The 18,576-nt window shown below is 71.0% G+C and carries 9 protein-coding genes and 2 tRNA genes; 6 read left to right on the top strand and 5 right to left on the bottom strand.

Annotated features, from left to right (window positions below):
* Positions 1 to 12 precede the first annotated feature (12 nt).
* The 3 genes from otsB to ABZX11_RS09605 all read right to left on the bottom strand — a co-directional run bounded on the left by otsB (position 13) and on the right by ABZX11_RS09605 (position 5,605).
* Positions 13 to 2,544 carry a trehalose-phosphatase gene (gene otsB / locus ABZX11_RS09615; protein WP_354911438.1) on the bottom strand — a complete coding sequence of 844 codons (2,532 nt, stop codon included), beginning with the start codon at positions 2,542 to 2,544 and terminating at the stop codon, positions 13 to 15.
* A gap of 36 nt (positions 2,545 to 2,580) precedes the next feature.
* On the bottom strand, positions 2,581 to 4,023 hold the full coding sequence (locus ABZX11_RS09610) for a trehalose-6-phosphate synthase (RefSeq protein WP_176174413.1): 1,443 nt from the start codon (positions 4,021 to 4,023) through the stop codon (positions 2,581 to 2,583).
* Between the two features lie 82 nt (positions 4,024 to 4,105).
* Complete coding sequence (locus ABZX11_RS09605; RefSeq protein ID WP_354911435.1) at positions 4,106 to 5,605, bottom strand: threonine/serine exporter family protein; 1,500 nt, start codon at positions 5,603 to 5,605, stop codon at positions 4,106 to 4,108.
* Between the two features lie 168 nt (positions 5,606 to 5,773).
* Between ABZX11_RS09605 and ABZX11_RS09600 the strand changes: the two genes are divergently transcribed.
* From ABZX11_RS09600 to ABZX11_RS09575, 6 genes are all read left to right on the top strand, one after another.
* Positions 5,774 to 5,846, top strand: a tRNA-Thr gene (locus tag ABZX11_RS09600).
* A 406-nt stretch (positions 5,847 to 6,252) separates the two neighbouring features.
* A complete protein-coding gene (locus ABZX11_RS09595; protein ID WP_354911433.1) occupies positions 6,253 to 6,822 on the top strand; it encodes a hypothetical protein in 570 nt (189 codons plus the stop codon).
* A gap of 6 nt (positions 6,823 to 6,828) precedes the next feature.
* Entirely contained in the window at positions 6,829 to 8,838 is a 2,010-nt protein-coding gene (locus tag ABZX11_RS09590) for a flotillin family protein (protein ID WP_354911431.1), read from the top strand.
* Positions 8,835 to 13,700 (top strand): DNA repair ATPase, encoded by a 4,866-nt coding sequence (locus ABZX11_RS09585; protein WP_354911428.1) that lies wholly within the window; start codon positions 8,835 to 8,837, stop codon positions 13,698 to 13,700. The genes ABZX11_RS09590 and ABZX11_RS09585 overlap by 4 nt, the downstream gene beginning before the upstream one ends.
* Before the next feature lie 243 nt (positions 13,701 to 13,943).
* Positions 13,944 to 14,015 (top strand) — tRNA-Glu (locus ABZX11_RS09580).
* A gap of 393 nt (positions 14,016 to 14,408) precedes the next feature.
* Positions 14,409 to 15,272 carry an alpha/beta hydrolase gene (locus ABZX11_RS09575; RefSeq protein ID WP_354911425.1) on the top strand — a complete coding sequence of 288 codons (864 nt, stop codon included), beginning with the start codon at positions 14,409 to 14,411 and terminating at the stop codon, positions 15,270 to 15,272.
* A gap of 365 nt (positions 15,273 to 15,637) precedes the next feature.
* On the opposite strand, the gene ABZX11_RS09570 is transcribed toward ABZX11_RS09575, so the two are convergent.
* The gene (locus ABZX11_RS09570; protein ID WP_176174420.1) at positions 15,638 to 15,802 is read right to left on the bottom strand and encodes a hypothetical protein; all 165 of its coding nucleotides are present in this window, start codon (positions 15,800 to 15,802) and stop codon (positions 15,638 to 15,640) included.
* 380 nt (positions 15,803 to 16,182) lie between these two features.
* Positions 16,183 to 18,381 carry a tetratricopeptide repeat protein gene (locus ABZX11_RS09565; RefSeq protein WP_354911422.1) on the bottom strand — a complete coding sequence of 733 codons (2,199 nt, stop codon included), beginning with the start codon at positions 18,379 to 18,381 and terminating at the stop codon, positions 16,183 to 16,185.
* Between the last annotated feature and the right edge of the window lie 195 nt (positions 18,382 to 18,576).

The following is an 18,576-nucleotide window of genomic DNA, read 5'->3' as shown; positions in this document are numbered from 1 at the left end:
GGACCGAAAGGGCTAACTGGTCGCCAGCAAGTTGGCGCACCGGATCAGCCCGATGTGCGAATACGCCTGCGGGTGGTTGCCGAGCGACCGTTCCGCGATCGGGTCGTACTGCTCCGGCAGCAGGCCGGTCGGGCCGGCCGCCGCCACGATCTGGTCGAACAGCTCCTGGGCCTCGGTGCGCCGCCCGGTGAGCAGGTACGCCTCGATCAGCCACGCCGCGCAGATGTGGAAGCCGCCCTCGCCGCCCGGGAGGCCGTCGTCGCGGCGGTAGCGGTACACAGTGGACCCGCTGCGCAGCTCCGCCTCGATCGCGGTCACCGTGTGCTGGAAGCGCTCGTCGGCCGGGTCGATCAGGCCGGTGAGCCCGACGAACAGGGAGGCCGCGTCCAGGTCCGTGCCGTCGTAGGCCGTGGTGAACGCCTGGACCTCGTCGTTCCAGCCGTGGGTGAGGACGTCCGCCTTGATCTCCTCGCGCAGGCCGGGCCAGTTGCCAGGGATCTCCCGGCCGTACTGCTCGCCCAGCGTGATCGCGCGGTCGATCGTCACCCAGCACATCACCCGCGAGTAGACCCGGTGGCGCGGCACGTGCCGCTCCTCCCAGATCCCGTGGTCCGGCTCGTTCCAGCGCCGCGTCACCGCTTCCGCCATCGCGCGGACCATCTGCCAGTCCTCGTCACGCAGCTCGTGGCGCGCCTCGGCGAGCGTCCGGACGAGCTCGACGACCGGGCCGAAGACGTCCAGCTGCACCTGGTGGTTCGCCAGGTTGCCGACGCGGACCGGGCGCGAACCGGCGTAACCGGGCAGCGATTCGATGACCGCTTCGGCGCCGATGACGCTGCCGGCGAGGGTGTACAGCGGGTGCAGGCGCTCCGGGCCGGCCAGCGTGGCGAGCACGCCGTGCAGCCAGCGCAGGTAGCCCTCGGCCTCCTCGATCGAGCCCAGGTGTACGAGCTCCCGCACGGTCATCGCGGCGTCGCGGATCCAGCAGTAGCGGTAGTCCCAGTTGCGGACGCCGCCGATCTCCTCCGGCAGCGACGACGTCGCCGCCGCCAGCACGCCGCCGGTGTCGGTGTTGACCAGGCCGCGCAGCGTCAGCGCCGAGCGCAGCACCAGGTCGGTCTGCACCTTGGGCAGCTGCAGCTTCGACGTCCACTCGCTCCAGTAGCGGCCCGCGCGGTCCCGGCGTTCCACTTCGGACAGTTCGTGCGGGCCGAGGTCGGTGGTGCCGCAGCGCAGCTCCAGCACGACCGGCTGGGTCGGCGTCGGCTGCACCAGCGCGGTCGCGGTGTCGTGCAGGCCGTCGGAGGTGATGGTCCACTCGACGCCCGGCGAGTAGAGCACGAACGGCTCGGACGTGCCGAGCACCCGCACACCGCCGTCGGTGACCTCGAGCTTCACCGGCACGCCGCCGAACTCGGGCCGCGGCGCGAACTTGACGCTCGCCACCGCCTCGCCCGAGATCACGCGCACCAGGTCGGTGCGGTGCGGCGCGCTCTCCGGCTCCAGGTAGTCGGTGACGAGCAGGCGCGACCAGCGCGTCTCGACCGTCATCGTGTTCGGCAGGTAGCGCTGGCCGAGCGGGAGGCCGTTGCGGTGCGGCTTGATGGAGAAGTGACCCGCCCCCTCGCCGCCGAGCAGGTCGGCGAACACCGCGGGCGCGTCCGGGCCCGGGTGGCAGAGCCAGGTCAGCTTCGCGTCCGGCGTCACCAGCGCGACCGAGCGCTCGTTCGCCAGCATCGACAGCCGCTCGATCGGCGGGGCCGACTCGCCGTACAGCCAGTTGCGGCGCTCCTCGAGCAGGAAGCCGAGCACGAGGGCGACGTCGACGGTGTCGGGCACCCGGAACCCGGCGAGGGTCTCGCCGTCGCCGACCTTGATGCCCAGGTCGGGGCCGGACAGCCGGGCGAAGGCCTTCTCGTCGGTGACGTCGTCGCCGAGGAAGATCGCCGCCGTGGCGCCCACCTGGTGGCGGAGGATGTCCAATGCGCGGCCCTTGTCCGTTTGGACGACCGCCAGCTCGACCACCTCCTTGCCGTCGGTGGTCGACACGCCCTCCCAGGTGGACGGCCCGGCGTGCACGTCGGCGAGCACCCGGCGGCCCGCCTCGTGCTCGGCGCGGCGGACGTGCACCGCGATGCTCGCCGGCTTGACCTCGAGCGACACGCCCGGGACGTCCAGCACGAGTTGTTCGAGCTCGGACTCCAGCCGCCGGTGCAGCTCCCGCGCGTGCTCGTCGAGGGCGTGGATGAAGCCGATGTCGAACTCCGAGCCGTGGCTGCCGACGAGGTTCACCTCGGACGGCAGCCGCGAGAGCGTGGCCAGGTCCCGCAGCGCCCGGCCGGAGATGACCGCCGTGGTGGTCTCGTGCAGACCGGCGAGCGATCTGAGGGCCCCGACGGACTCGGGCAGCGGGCGTGCCTCGTCCGGGTTGAGCGTGATGGGCGCCAGCGTGCCGTCGTAGTCGCAGGCGACCAGCAGACGCGGAGTACGGGCGATCTGCACGATCGCGCGCCGTAGCTCGGCGGGCAGGGCCTCGGCAGTCAACACTCCTCCTCGGGAGCTCGTGCTTGGTCGTTCGGGTCAGTCGACCGCCTCGGCACCCAGAGCCTGTAGGAAGGAGCGCGCCCAACGATCGACATCGTGCGTGAGGACCTGGCGACGCATGGCGCGCATCCGGCGACGGCCCTCTGCCGGGTCGAGGGTAATGGCAGCCACTAGTGCGTCCTTCACCCCGTCCAGGTCGTGGGGGTTGACGAGGAATGCGCTAGAGAGCTCCGCGGCCGCACCCGCGAACTCGGAAAGCACCAGCGCTCCGCCCAGATCGTGCCGCGCGGCGACGTACTCCTTGCACACCAGGTTCATGCCGTCGCGCAGCGGCGTCACCACCATGACATCGGCAGCGGAGAAGAACCCGGCCAGCTCGGTGCGGTCCACGGACTGGTGCAAGTAGTGCACGACCGGGTGGCCCACCCGGGCGAACTCGCCGTTGATCCGGCCGACCATCTGCTCGATCTCGCCGCGCATCCGCTGGTAGTGCTCGACCCGCTCCCGGCTCGGGGTGGCGAGCTGCACGAACGTGACGTCGTCCGGCTGCAGCCTGCCCTCGTGCAGCAGCTCGTGCAGCGCCTGCAGCCGCAGGTCGATGCCCTTGGTGTAGTCGAGCCGGTCGACGCCGAGCAGGACCGTCTTCGGGTTGCCGAGGTCGCGGCGCAGCTGCGCGGCCCGCTCCTGGACGCCCTTGGTGCGGGCGAGGCTGTCGAGGCCGGCGGCGTCGATGGAGATGGGGAAGGCGCCGACCCGCACGGTCCGGTCGCCGACCTGCATGGTGCCCGGCCGCGACCGGACGCCGACCGCGCCGCGGGTCGACTCGAGGCCGATCAGCTGGCGGCACAGCCACAGGAAGTTCTGCGCCCCGCCCGGGCGGTGGAAGCCGACCAGGTCGGCGCCGGTCAGGCCGCGGATGATCGCCGCGCGCCACGGCATCTGCATGAACAGCTCGACCGGCGGGAACGGGATGTGCAGGAAGAAGCCGATGCGCAGGTCCGGCCGCAGCTCGCGCAGCATCGCCGGCACCAGCTGCAGCTGGTAGTCCTGGATCCACACGGTCGCGCCCTGGGCGGCGACCTCGGCGCTGGCCTGCGCGAACCGGCGGTTCACCTTGACGTAGCTGTTCCACCACGCGCGGTCGAACACCGGGCGCTCGACGACGTCGTGGTAGAGCGGCCAGAGCGTCGCGTTGGAGAAACCTTCGTAGTAGTCGCGGACTTCGTCGGCGCTCAACGAAACCGGGTGCAGCACCAGTCCGTCGTCGTCGAACTCCTCGACGTCGACGTCCGGCACGCCGGGCCAGCCGACCCAGGCACCCTTCCTCGACCGCAGGAACGGCTCCAGCGCCGACACCAGCCCGCCCGGACTGGCCGTCCACCGGCGTTCGCCCTCGGAAGTGCGTTCGAGGTCCACCGGTAGCCGGTTCGCCACCACGACGAAATCGGCCTGGTTCCCGTTCTCCTTCTGGTCACTCACGTCGCCTGCTCCTCGCGTCCTGGGTCGCGGCCCCAGAGTGAAACCCTATCGCGTGAGCGATGAACATTCGGTGACCGCGGTGTTACTCCAAGCTCCGTTCGGTCGGTTCGAGCGGACCAGCCATGCGAGGTCCGGCGAACCGCCGCTCGAGCCGGCCCAGTCCGGTACGCACCGGCTGGGCCAGCCATTCGCCGAGTACCACGCCCGCTGCCAGGGCAAGCCCGATTGCGACGGCCGTCATGAGCGTGGAGATGTTGCCACTGGGCTCGACCCCGATCTGATACAGACCACGGTAGGTCGACAGGCCGGGAAGCAGCGGAGTGATCCCGGACACGGCGACCACCAGTGGAGTAACGCCGAGCCGCCGCGCGAGCACGCCACCGCAGAACCCGACCAGCGTCGCGGCCACCGCGGACGAGCTGACGCCGTCCAGCTTGGCGAGCATGAGGGAGCCGTAGACGGCGGCGCCGATGCCACCCGCGGCCGCGGCGACCAGCATGGCGCGCATCTTGGAGTAGCTCGCGAGCGCGAAGCAGGCGGCGGCGCCGGCCCCGCCGAGCACGACGAGCGGCAGCTGCTGCGGCGTCGAACCGGGCACCTCGGGCAGCGGCGTGCGCGGCAGGCCGAGCATGACGGCGATCCGCAGCGCGAGCACGACCCCGGCGATCAGGCCGGCCGACATCAGCGCGGTCTCCATGGTCCGGCCGGCGGCGGTGACGTTGTAGCCGGTGATGGCGTCCTGCACGGCCGAGACGGTGGACAGCCCGGACAGCAGCACGGTGACCGCGGCCGCGACGACCAGTGTCGGCTTGTCGGTGGTCAGGACGTTGCTGCTGACGATGACCATGGCCGAGAGCGTGGCGACCAGGCCCCCGATCACCTGCTGGAAGAAGAACGGCAGCCCGTAGCGGTTCACCACCCGCCCGACCCGGTCGATGACCCCGCTGATGACGAAGGCGACGAGCGCGATGTCGAAGCCCCCGCCGAGCAGGATGGTGACGAAGGCGGCGACCCCGCCCCAGGAAAGCGTGGCGACCCAGCGCGGGTAGGGGTGCGGCGCGGAGGTGATCCGCTCCAGCTCGGTCTGCGCCTGCTCGGCCCCCATGTGCCCGCGGACGATCTTCCGGACGAGTTTTTCGGTCTCGGTCAGCCGCGTGTAGTCGAGGCTCCGGCTCCGCACGACCCGCAGCGCGGTGATCGGCGTGAGGTCGGTACCGCGGTGGCAGGTGACGGTGATCGAGGTGAAGATGACGTCGACCTCGCAGTGCGGCAGCCCGAGCGCGCCGGCGATGGCGAGAATGGTCGCGGTGACGTCCGACGCGCCTGCCCCGCTGGCCATCTGCACCTCACCGATGCGCAGGGAGAGGTCGAGCACGAAGTTGACGGTGGCTTCATCGGGCAGCTGCGGCCCCATGGCGGCATCGCCATCGACGGCGGGGAACTCCCCGGTCGGCGCTTCGAGAACGTGCCACGGCCGCCGTTTGAGGAGGTTCGGCCGGTGCGTCCGCGGCCGTTGCGCGGGAGGTTCGAGGACGGGCCATCTGGTCGCCCGGCCCCCGTTGGTGCGCTCGTTGATCTTCATGATCCATCCACCTCCTCGCTCTGTCCCTCGGACCATCGACAGCCGCCTGCCGACCGTTGCAGTGGCGTCGACCACGTCGCTCCATAGTGGCTTGGAGCTGCTGATCTTGCCTCCCGAGCTGATCACCGGGAGTGGCTCGGTACACTGGTTGCGGCGTCTTGGCGCCAGGCCGGTATAGCTCAGCTGGTAGAGCATCTGTCTTGTAAACAGAAGGTCAGGGGTTCGAGCCCCCTTGCCGGCTCCGCTCTGCGGGGAGTCTCCGTCAGTCGGGGGCTCCCTGGTCGCCTTCCGTCTCAGTTCCGGTCTCATTCGGTGGTCTACGCGGGTACGAGCGCGACCGCCGACGGTTCCCCGTCATCTCCTGGTGCCTGCCAGAGGCGCCCACCGAGCTGGGTGAGGGCGCCGCGCCAGTCGGACGTCGGTCACGCGGCGGTGCGGCTGGTCGCCAAGGAGATCGGTGTTCTTCCTCTGCATCGGGGAGGTACCGAGTGAGTCCCTTCAGGTAGTCGGTGCGGCTGACGTGGCGGAAGTCCGGCCCACCGCGTGACCGCTTCGTGTCCGAATTGCGCCTCCGTCACCCCTCCTCCCCGGTATATTCGCTGGCCACGGCCCTGCGCTCGCCGGGCCTTCCATGGGGGATGGAAACGATGAGCGGATTCGTCGCCGCGGCGCTGGGGTTCCCCGCCGTGCTCTTCAGCTTTCTTCTGGTCCTTGTCGTCGGGTACTGGGTGCTCGCCCTGGTCGGGGTCTTCGACCTCGAAGACGGGGAGATCGGGTTCTTCGGCGGGGTGCCCTTGTCCATCTCGCTGTCGCTGTTCGTGGCCTTCAGCTGGTTCCTCAGCCTCGCCGGCACCGTCCTCATCGACGGCGCACCCCTGCGGGTCCTGCTCGGGTTCGGTGTCCTGCTCGCCGCCCTCGTGGGTGGGGCGGTCGGGACGCGGCTGATCATCGTGCCCCTGCGGCGGGTCTTCGCCGGGGCCGAACCGACGCGGCAGGACTTCGTCGGGCGGGTCGCCGTCGTGCGGACTTCCAGCGTCAGCGAGGACTTCGAGCAGGCCGAAGCCACCGCTGCCGACGGGTCGTCGGCGATCGTCCAGATTCGACTGGCCGGCGGAGGCAACCTCGGCGTCGGCAGCCGCGTTGTCCTCTATGACTACGACTTCGCGGGTGAGTTCTTCTGGGTGAGCCCCTGGGAACTCGAAGCAGAAAAGGACTGAACTGGAATGGATGCCATCGGCCTGGGGGCCGGCGTGTTGATCGCCGTCGTGGTCCTGATCCTGCTCGTCGCCGTGTTCGTCGTGAGCCGGTTGTTCCGGAAAGTGCCGCAGGGCAAGGCACTCATCGTCTCGAAGGTGCGCAAGGTCGACGTCACCTTCACCGGTGCGGTCGTGCTGCCCGTGCTGCACAAGTCCGAGGTCATGGACATCTCGGTGAAGACGATCGACATCGAGCGGACCGGCCAGGAAGGCCTGATCTGCCGCGACAACATCCGCGCCGACATCCGGATCTCGTTCTTCGTCCGGGTCAACAAGACCGTCGAGGACGTCGTGAAGGTCGCGCAGGCGATCGGCACCGAACGCGCCAGTGACCAGGGCACCCTGCAGGAACTGTTCAACGCCAAGTTCTCCGAAGCCCTGAAAACCGTCGGCAAGCAGCTCGACTTCGTCGACCTCTACACCAAGCGCAACGAATTCCGCGACCAGATCATCCGCGTCATCGGCACCGACCTCAACGGCTACAGCCTGGAGGACGCGGCGATCGACTACCTCGAGCAGACCCCGATGGCGTCGCTCGACGCCGCGAACATCCTGGACGCGCAGGGCATCCGCAAGATCACCGAGCTGACGGCGATCGAGCACGTGCGCACCAACGAATTCCGCCGCCACGAAGAAAAGGAGATCACCCGCCAGAACGTGGACGCGCGGGAAGCGATCCTCGAACTCCAGCGCCGCCAGGCCGACGCGGAAATCAAGCAGCGCCGCGAAATCGAGACCATGCGGGCGCGCGAAGAGGCGGAAATCGCCAAGGTGCAGGCCGAGGAGCGGCTCAAGTCGCAGGCCGCGCAGCTGCGCACCGACGAGCAGCTCGGCATCCAGCAGCAGAACCAGCAGCGCGAGATCGAGGTCGCAGGCAAGAACCGCGAACGCGTCATCGCCATCGAGTCCGAGCGGATCGAAAAGGACCGCCTGCTCGAGGTGATCGGCCGCGAGCGGGAGACCGAGCTGTCCCGGATCGCCAAGGACAAGGAACTCGAAACCGAAAAGCGGTCGATCGCCGAGGTGGTCCGGGAGCGGATCGCCGTCGAGAAGACCGTCGCCGAGCAGGAAGAGAACATCAAGAAGCTGCGCGTGGTCGAGGAGGCCCAGCGCGACCGCGAGGCGGTCGTCATCCGCGCCGAGGCCGAAGCGCAGGAGAACCTGGTCAAGGGGATCAAGGCCGCCGAGGCCGCGGAGCAGGCCGCCAAGTTCAAGGCCCGCGAAGAGCTGACCCTCGCCGAGGCGCGCCAGCAGGCCGCCGAGCTGGAGACGCGGGCGAAGATCCGGCTCGCCGAAGGCATCCAGGCCGAGGAGGCCGCCGCCGGGCTCGCCGCCGCGCAGGTGCGGGAGCGCGACGCCGTCGCGCTGGAGAAGGTCGGCCGCGCGGAGGCGATCGTCGAGCGCGAGAAGGCCGTCGTGGTCGCCGAAGCGCTGCGCGACAAGCTGAAGGGCGAGGCCGAGGGCCTCACCGAGAAGGCCGCCGCGCTGGCCGCGCTCGACAACGCGAGCCGGGAGCACGAGGAGTACCGGCTGCGGCTGGACGCGGAGAAGGAGATCCGGCTGGCCGCGCTCGACGTGCAGCGGGACGTCGCCGAAGCGCAGGCGGTCGTGCTCAGCGCCGGCCTGGAGAAGGCCGACATCGACATCGTCGGCGGCGAGACCACGTTCTTCGACCGGATCGTCGGCTCGATCGGCCTCGGCAAGAGCGTGGACGGCTTCGTGCAGCACTCCGACGTCGTCGGGGCGCTCGCGCGGCCGTACGTCGACGGGTCGGCCAGCTTCACCGACGACCTCGCCAAGCTGATCGGCGCGGTCAGCACCGAGGACGTGAAGAACCTGACGCTGTCGGCCTTCCTGGCGAAGCAGCTGCAGGCCGGCGGCCCGGACAGCGACAAGCTCCGTGAGCTGATGACCACGGCGCAGCGGCTCGGCCTGGCCGAGACGTCGGTCGCCACCGTCGTCGCCGCGAAGCAGTGACGACGGCCGAGACGCAGCTGGACGCGGGCACCTATGAGGTGCTCCGCGCCCGGCTGGCCGCCCAGGCCGCCGAGCTGGCGAAACGCGCGGACGAGCTCAACGCCCGGCGGCTGGAGGTGTTCGGCAGCGCGCAGCTCGCGCTGGTCGGCACCGAGCGCATCCGCACCGCCAACAACTGCGTGCCACGGGACATCGTCGCCGTCGACGGCCGGATGTTGTTCGGCTACAACGTCTTCATCGGCCTGAAGCCCGAGACGGCGATCGACGACGTCTTCTCGCTGCAGCGCTTCAGCCGCGATGGGGACGCGTTCCGCTTCGACGACGTCAGCGCGGAGGAACTGCCCGAGCTGCTGCGTGACGAGCACTTCGAGCGCGACTTCGGCGAGCTGTACCGGTACTACCGGCAGGCGAAGCTGCTGCAGCTGCGCCGGCTGGACGGGAAGCTGCTCGCGGTGTTTCAGATCGGCCCGCGCACCGAGGACATCCGGGTGCTGCGGTGGGGTGTCGCGGCCGACGGCACAGTGTCCTACCTGGACAGCCGGGGCGAGCGCGACCACGTCTTCCCTCCGTCGCACGACTTCGAGTGGATCGAAACGACCCGCGAGGACCACGTCCTCGGACGGCACCCGCACATCTCGATCGAGGACGAGGTCTTCGTCGAGACCGTCGGCGGCAACCTGACGGTCAAAGTCGAGAACAACACCGAGACCGGCGCCGGGGTCTACGCCGAGCCGGTGGACGAGCCGCTGCAGAGCCTCGCCGACGCCGAGGTCGCCTACGCCCGGATCGGCCCGCTGATCCTGCTGCGCATGCTGCCGTACAAGGAAACCGACTACCGCTACCTGGTGTTCAACACCCGCACGCAGGACGTCGTGCGGCTCGACGGCATCGGGCAGGCGTGCCAGCGGCTGCCCGAGGACCACGGGATCATCTTCCCCGGCGGCTACTACCTCGACACCGGGGTCAGCAAGACGTTCGACACCACTGTGGACGGTCTCGAATTCGAGCGCGTGATCCGTTCGCCCAACGGCGAAGACGTGCTGTACGTCTTCCACGCGCGGGCCGAGGGCCGCTCGCTCCTGCTGCCCTACAACGTGATCCGCAAGGAGGTCGCCAACCCGATCCCCTGCCACGGGTACTCGCTGTTCGACGACGGCACGATGATCCTGTTTCGCGCGCTGTCGGACGAGCCGAGCCGGGTGCACCCGATGCAGGTGTGGCGGACGCCGTTCCAGTCGGACACCTACGCGGCGTCGCAGCCGGCCGGCACCGGGCCGCTGGAGCGGGTCGGGAACGCCGACCTCGTCCGCGGCATTTCCGACTGTCTGTCGGTCGCCAGGATGATCGGGGAGATGGCGCCGTCGGCGGCGGTGTTCGAGGCGCTGATCGCCGCCTGCGCGAGGGTCTTCGACCACTACCACTGGCTCGGCGAGAGCGAGCTGGGTGACCTGCGCTCGCCGCTGTCCGACGTCCGCGTCACCGCCGAGCAGGTGCTCGACGAGTTCGAGACGGTCACCTCGCTCACCGCGCAGGCGGCCGAGGCCGTCGACACGGCGGCGGCCGAGACCGCGTCGCTCGTGCGGCGCGTGCGGGGCGAGGCGGTGAACGCGGCCGACGCGTGGGTGCGCCGCCTCGCCGAGATGCACCGGGCGCGCGGGCGGCTGGTCACCGTGCGGGAGCTGCGGTACGCCGACACCGCCCGCGTGGACACCCTGATCGCGGACCTGGACACCGAGTTCGCCGAGGCCGCGCAGCGGGCCGTGCGGTTCCTGCAGGGCGAGGAGGCGTTCACCGGCTACCACGCCGAGGTGGCCGGGCTCATCGCCGCGGCGGGCGCGATCAAGACCGTCGCCGAGGCCGGCCCGGTCACCGAGCGGCTCGACGAGCAGTCCGCCGGCCTGGAGGTGCTCACCGACGTGGTGGGCGGGCTTGACATCGCCGACGCCGTGGTCCGGACGAAGATCCTGGAGCGCGTCGGCGAGGTGATCGGCGCGGTCAACCGCGCGCGGGCGACGCTCGACGCGCGGCGCAAGGAGCTGCTGGAGGCCGAGGGCCGGGCGGAGTTCGCGGCCGAGTTCGCGCTGCTCGCGCAGGCCGTCACGGGCGGGCTCGCGGTCGCCGACACCCCGGAGCGCTGCGACGAGCAGCTGGGACGGCTGCTGCTGCAGCTGGAGAACCTCGAATCGCGGTTCGGGGAGTTCGACGACTTCCTGACCTCGCTCGGCCAGCAGCGCACCGACGTCTACGAGGCGTTCTCCTCGCGCAAGCAGGCGCTGCTCGACGAGCGGGCGCGGCGGGCGGACCGGCTGGTCTCCTCGGCCGAACGCATCCTCGGCAGCGTGACGCGCCGGGCCGGTGCGCTGGGCTCGGCCGAGGAGATCAACACCTACTTCGCGGCCGATCCGATGGTCTCGAAGCTGCGCAGCGTCGTCGAGGACCTGCGGGCGCTCGGCGACCAGGTGCGGGCCGAGGAGCTCGACGGCCGGGTGAAGGCGGCGCGCCAAGAGGCCGGCCGGGCCTTGCGCGACCGGCTCGACCTCTACGGCGACGGCGGCGAGACGATCCGCCTCGGCCGGCACACCTTCGCCGTCAACACCCAGGACGTCGACCTGACGCTGGTGCCGCACGACGGCTCGATGAAGTTCGCGATCACCGGCACCGACTACCGGGCGGCCGTGCGCGATCCCGCGTTCGAGGCGACGCGGCCGTACTGGGACCAGCTGCTGGTCTCGGAGTCGCCGGAGGTCTACCGGGCCGAGTACCTGGCGACGTCGATCCTCGCCGGACGGCCGGCCGCCGACCTGGTCGAAGCCGAGCTGCTCGACGTCGTGCGGAGCGTGGCCGGCGAGCGCTACGACGAGGGGTACGCGCGCGGGGTGCACGACCACGACGCCGCCGCGATCCTGGCCGCCCTGCTGCGGCTGCGGTCCGCCGCCGGGCTGCTGCGCTATCCGCCCGGAGCCCGGGCAGCGGCCCAGCTGTTCTGGGCGTTCGGCGCCGAGGAGCGGGCGCGCGCCGCCTGGACGACGCGGGCCGCGTCGCTCGCGCGGGTACGGGAGGCGTTCGGCGCCACCCCGGCGATGGACGCGCTGGCGAGGGAACTCGGGGACGCGGTCACGGCGTTCACCGGCGGGCTCGGGCTCGACACCGAGTTCGCCGGGGAGTACCTGGTCGAAGAGCTCGCCGCCACCCCGCCCGGGTTCGTCACCAGCGGCGGGGCACGGGCGCTGCTGGACAAGTTCCGGCTCGATCGGCGCAGCTTCGCCGAGGACCTGCGCTCGCTCGACGCACTGGCGGACCGCTACCAACTGGCCGATGCCTGGTTGCGGTCGTTCGCGGCCGCGTCCGGGCTGCCGGCCGACGAGCTGCCCGAGGCCGTCGCGATCGAGCTGTGCGACCTGCCGCGGTACGACTCGTCGGCCACCCTGACGACCACTGTGGACGGTCTGCTCGGCGCGCACCCGCGGATCACCGGCCGGTCGATGACGCTGCGGCTCGACGAGACCCTCGCCAGGACGCACCGCTTCCGGCGGGACCGCGTCCCGGGTTTCCGCGCCTACCAGCGGCTGCGCAACGAGCTCGTGGCGGCCGAGCGCGACCGGCTCCGGCTCGGCGAGTACCAGCCGAAGGTGATGAGCGCGTTCGTGCGCAACCGGCTGCTCGACGAGGTCTACCTGCCGCTGATCGGCGACAACCTGGCCAAGCAGCTCGGCGCGGCCGGGGACGCCAAGCGCACCGACCAGTCCGGGCTGCTGCTGCTCATCTCGCCGCCGGGCTACGGCAAGACGACGCTGATGGAGTACGTCGCCAGCCGCCTCGGGCTGGTCTTCGTGAAGGTCAACGGGCCGGCGCTGGGCCACGACGTCACCTCGGTCGACCCGGCCGACGCGCCGAACGCGACCGCGCGGCAGGAGGTCGAGAAGATCTCGTTCGCGCTGGAGCAGGGCAACAACGTGCTGCTCTACCTCGACGACATCCAGCACACATCGCCGGAACTGCTGCAGAAGTTCATCTCGCTGTGCGACGCGCAGCGGCGAATGGAGGGCGTCTGGGAAGGCCGCACGCGGACGTACGACCTGCGCGGCAAGCGGTTCGCCGTGTGCATGGCCGGCAACCCGTACACCGAGCAGGGCAAGCGGTTCCGCATCCCCGACATGCTCGCCAACCGCGCGGACGTGTGGAACCTCGGTGACGTGCTGTCCGGCAAGGAGGAGCTCTTCGCGCTGAGCTACGTGGAGAACGCGTTGACGTCGAACGCCGTGCTGGCGCCGCTCGTGTCCCGTGATCGGTCCGATGTGGACGTTCTGGTCCGGATGGCCCGCGGCGACGGTTCGGTGCGCGCGGACCAGCTTTCCCATGCGTACTCGGCGCCGGAGCTGGAGCAGGTCCTGGCCGTGCTCCGGAAGCTCCTGCGGGTGCAGCGGACGGTGCTGGCGAACAACCAGGCGTACATCGCCTCGGCGGCGCAGGCGGACGCCTCGCGCACCGAACCGCCGTTCCAGCTGCAGGGTTCGTACCGGAACATGAACAAGCTCGCCGAGCGGATCGTGCCGGCGATGGCCGACGCGGAACTCGAGGCCCTGATCGACGACCACTACGCCGGCGAGGCGCAGACGCTGACCTCGGGCGCCGAGGCCAACCTGCTCAAACTGGCGGAGCTGCGGGGACGGCTGTCGGCTTCGCAGGCTCAGCGGTGGGCCGAGGTCAAGGCCGCGTACCTGCGGGAGCGGGCGCTGGGCGGGGACGGCGAGGACCCGATGAGCCGGGCGGTGGGCGCGGTGGGCCTGCTGGCCGATCGGGTGGGCGCGGTGGAAACGGCGATCGGGCGCGCGGCGCAGCGGCTGGCGCGGGAAGACGCGTAATTGCTTTGACGGGGCTCGGCGAGCGCGGTGATGATGGGTGCCACACGAACCGAGGAGTGCGCATGACGACCATGGAACGGCGGCACCTGTCGCACGCCTCGTGGCTTCCCGCCATGACGTAGCCACGTCATGGCCGAGGGAGCCGCCCACCGGGTAACCGGGCCGGGCGGCTTTCTTTTTGGCACCAGGAACTTTTTTCCCGCATTCGTCTTCGCTGCCACCAGTGCGCGGACGCGGGTGCACGGCGCGTTGGTCCAGTGGAACGGATCCCCGGTTCTCACCCGGGGGACCCGGGTTCGACTCCCGGACGCGCTACGTTGGCCGAAGCCGAAGAAGACGAGGCCCCGGGTTGTGGCCCCGGGCGAAGCCGGTGCGAGTCCGGTCGGTCAACCCACGCGCGCGGTTCGGCAGCCAGCGGGGCCTCATAAGCCTCGCCGACGTGGATCGACACCACGGCGCGCGACCACCACCTCTCGGGCTCGCCGCGGTTCGACCGGCTGGAGACGAACCGGCAAGCTGGCGCCGGGGCTGCCCGAAGAGTCGACGGTGATCACGTTGGAGACGCTCAACCGGTTGATCCCGGCCTGACCGCCGGATACCGTGCGTCGACGCGAGGCCATGAGCGGGCCTGGTCGCCTTCCTCGCCTCGGCGGAAATTGTCGGTCCCCCCGTCTAACGTCTCGATGAGACCGGACGAGGGGAGACTCGATGACCACGCACACACTGGAAACACCCGCCGCCGACATCGTCTACGACGTGCACGGCCCGGCGCCCGCCGAGAGCCCGCGGCCACCGCTGCTGATGATCGGGCAGCCGATGACCGCCGAGGGGTTCACCACGCTGGCGTCCCACTTCGGCGACCGCACGGTGGTCACCTACGACCCGCGGGGGCTCGGGCGCAGCGTCCGCAAGGACGGCCGGGAGGACCACGTGCCCGCGCTCCAGGCGGAGGACATCCACGCCGTCATCCAGGCGCTGGGGGCCGGCGCCGTCGAGGTGTTCGGGAGCAGCGGCGGCGCGGTCGCCGGGTTCGCGCTGGTCACGGCGCACCCGGAGGACGTGCGCACGTTCGTGGCCCACGAGCCGCCACTGATCGAATCGCTGCCGGACGCCGACGCGGCCGCGCGGGCGAGCCAGGGGATGCGGGACGCCTACCAGGCCAAGGGCTTCTCGGCGGGCATGGCGGCGTTCATGGCGTTGGGGTCGTGGCAGGGCGAGTTCACCGACGCCTTTTTCGCGCAGCCACCGGCGGACCCGGCCCAGTTCGGCCTGCCGTCCGGTGACGACGGCCGCCGCGACGACCCGTTGCTCAGCGACCGCTCTCTCGGGGTGACGAACTACCACCTCGACGTCGAGGCGCTGGCGGCGGTGCCGACGCGGATCGTCGTCGCGGTGGGTGAGGAGTCCCGGGAGGTGTTCACCGGGCGGGCCGCGGTGGGCACGGCCGAGCGGCTCGGGCAGGAGGCCACGGTGTTCCCGAGCCACCACGGCGGGTTCCTCGGGGGCGAGTTCGGTTACGCCGGCCAGCCGGAAGCGTTCGCGAAGAAGCTTCGGGAGGTCCTTGAAAGCTGATCCGAACCCTCTCCAACGCCTGCCGGACTCAACCAAATGTTCGGTTGACCAGCTGGCCAGGCTGGTCGAGCACCTGGCCCCCACCGAGCCACCCCACCTGACGGCCGGCCACAGCCAGGGATCGATCCCGGTCGATTCCACGATCGCCAGCACGCCACCGACATCGCCCGCCCCACAGGGGGCGAACTACACGGATCCACGCGTCGAGCCGCCTGACCATGTGGTCGGCCGTTCCCGCGGGTGGCTGGAGCACCGAAGTCCCCCACCTCGCCGACGGGAACGGGCCGCCGTTGGCAGGCCCAGGGCAGTCCGGGGATGCACCTGCATGCCGTGGTCACCTGGACGAAGGCACGGCCGGCGCACAACTAGTGCGCCACGGGTTCGGCGGTGGCGGTGGCCACGGCCGGGCCGGAGCCGGGCGTGGGCGCGGGCGTCGCCGGGCCGGCGAGCGCCAGGCCGGCGACCAGCGCGAGCGTGACGATGGCCAGCGCCGTGCGGAAGAGGGCGGAAGCGGAACAGACGACCATCATGGCAGGCTCCTCGGGATTTCCCGATCTACGGGATTCGCTGGATTTCGCGGTTTCCGCGAAATTCGGTCTGCTTCGATGGTGCGCCCTCCGAAGGGCCGTCGACAAGCCGTTTCCCGTTGCCTGCAAGGGATTCCACCAGGAAACCCCGGCCACCGTCGGCCTGGGGAATTCAATGTGTCGTCATGCGGACCTCACTCCGGTTTCGGCTTTCCTCGCGTTGATCGCCGCGGGAGAAGCCTTCGCTACCGCGATGGGGCCCGTGGCCGGTTAGTGTCCGGCTTTTGACCGGTTTTGCCCCGGGCAGCCCGCTGCCCCGGTCGTGGGTGGTGAGACGGGCGGGACCCCGTCTCACCACCCACGACCGGTGGCCGGCGCCCGCCTCACTCGGCGAACGCCGGGCGGTTCCGGTACTCGGCTTCGCCGAGCACCGCCGGGTTGAGCGTCACGCGGTACGCCGCCGCTTCCGTCCACCAGCGGTCCGCCTCCGTGCGGTCCCCGCGGGCGGCCGCGGTGTTTCCCAGGCCGGTCAACGCCCTCGCCCGCTCGTATTCGCTGCCCGCGTCGTCGGCCACCTCGGCCGCCCGGTGGTAGGCGCGCGTGGCCTCCTCCCACCGTCCCGCGCGGAAGTGGATCCAGGCTTCACAGCTGGCCGACATCGCCTGGTCGACCGGCAGCTGGGCCAGTTCGGACGCCTCCTCCGCCGCGACCAGCGCCTCGGGTAGCCGGTCCAAGGCCACCGACGCCAACGCGATGCCGCGCAGCGCGATCACCACGTTCCGGGTGCGTCCGGTGCGGCGGTACACGGCCAGCACCGTCGTCAGATCCGCCAGCGCCGGCTCGGCTTCGCCGCGGTACAGGCGGGCCCAGGCCAGGCTGGACAGCGCGTCGATCGTGCCGCGGTCGTCCCTGGCCAGCGCGAACTCCGCCTGGGCCTGCTGGTGGAAGCGGACCGCGTCGTCCGGGCGGCCCGCCTCGATGTGGGCCATGCCCAGGTTGTTGAGGATCATTCCGATCGCGCTCGGGTCGCCGGCCGCTCGGGCCGCTTCGAGCGCGCGTTCGTGCGTGCGGATCCACGGCTCGAACAGCTTCTCGCGGAAGAAGAACGCGCGCAGCACGAACGCGAGCTGCCAGCAGCGGTCGTACAACCCGTGCGCGGCCGCGGAATCGACGATGTCCGCGAGCGTCGGCCACTGCGCACCCAGCCAGGCGAGCGCGCTGTCGGCGTCGGCGAAGGGTGCGCCGGCCGGGGCCGGCAGGCCGGTGGGCGGGCGGAAGCGGTAGGGCTCGGCGAGCTCGTCGGCCGCCACCGTCAGCGCGACGAGGTGCTCGACCAGCCGGCGTACGGCGACTTCACGGTCTTCCGGCTCGAGCTGGGGGAGCGCGTGCTTCGCCGCGAACGTGCGCATCAGGTCGTGGAGCTCGACGTACCCCCGTTCGTCGCGGACGACGAGGTGGGCGTCGTGCAGCCGGTCGACCAGGCGGTCCGTCTCGCCCGTGTCGAGGCCGGCGAGCGCTTCGACGGCGCCGGTTTCGGCGGCCGTCGCGGGGTGCAGGGCGAGCAGCCCCAGCAACCGCCGCTGGTCGCCGGGCAGTGCGTCGTAGGAGACGGCGAACGCCGTGGCGACGCTCCGCTCGCCGTCCTCCAGCGCGCCGAGCCGGGTCGTCTCGTCGGCCAGGCGGTCACGCAGCCTCGCCGCCGTCCAGCCGCCGGCGATGAACCGGGCGGCCACGATCCGCACGGCGAGCGGCAACTGCCCGCAGTGGCGGACGATCTCGGTCGCCAGCTCGTCGTCGGCGGGGGCGTGGTCGCCGGCGACGGACCGCAGCAGCCGCACCGAGTCGGCCAGCGGCAGCACCCCGACCGGGAAGTGCCAGGCGTCGTCGAGCGCGGGCAGCCGCCCGCGGCTGGTCACCAGGATCCGCGACGACGTCTCGCCGTCCGCGATGGCCCGGATCTGCTCGGCGGACCGGACGTTGTCGAGCACCAGGATCAGCCGCCGGCCGCGCAGCTGGTCGCGCACGAGGTTGGCCAAGCCGTCCTCGTCGGCCGGGAGCTGGTCGGCCGGGACGTCCAGCAGGCGCAGCAGCCGGTGCAGGGCCTCGCCGGGCGAAAGCTGGGCGGCGCCGGGGGTGTGGCCGCGGAGGTCGAAGAACAGGCAGCCGTCCGGGAACCGGTCGGCGACCCGCCGGGCGGCGGCGACGGCCAGCGCCGTCTTGCCGGCGCCCGCCATTCCGTGCACCACGCCGACCCGCGCGTCGGCCGAGCCGAGCAGCAGTGCGGAAAGCGCTTCGAGTTCGGATTCGCGGCCGACGAAGTACCGGCCGCTGTCGGGCAGCCCGACGATGCCACCGGCGCTGCGGCGCGCGGGGAATGCCGATTCCGCGACGAGGGCGAGCAGTTCTCCGCCGGCCCCCAGCGCCTGGTCGCAGGCCTTGGCGAGGTCGCGGTTCACCCGGACCTTGCCGTTCTCCACCTTGCTGAGGTAGCCCTTGGTGAAATGGACGGACGCAGCGAGTCCGGTCAGTGACATGCCGACCGACATCCGTCGACGCTTCAATTCCACTCCAAAGTCCGGCATGGCTCGATCATCCTGTAATCGGCGAACGGGGGGAAGGTCCGCCGGCGGCCCGGGCCCGCCGGCGAGGTACTGGTCAGCCCAGCAGGGAGACCAGCTGGCCGAGCACGATGACGAGGTGCGTGTGCATCGCGTTCCCCTTTCCGGTTCGCAGTCACCGTCGTTTGGCGGCGGTGACTTCCTTGGTTGCCGAAGGAT

Origin of the sequence: Amycolatopsis sp. NPDC004169 (assembly GCF_040610315.1) — a bacterium.
GTDB lineage: Bacteria > Actinomycetota > Actinomycetes > Mycobacteriales > Pseudonocardiaceae > Amycolatopsis.
Note: the sequence above shows the minus strand (reverse complement) of the source record. Positions and strands in the feature narration are given on the sequence as shown.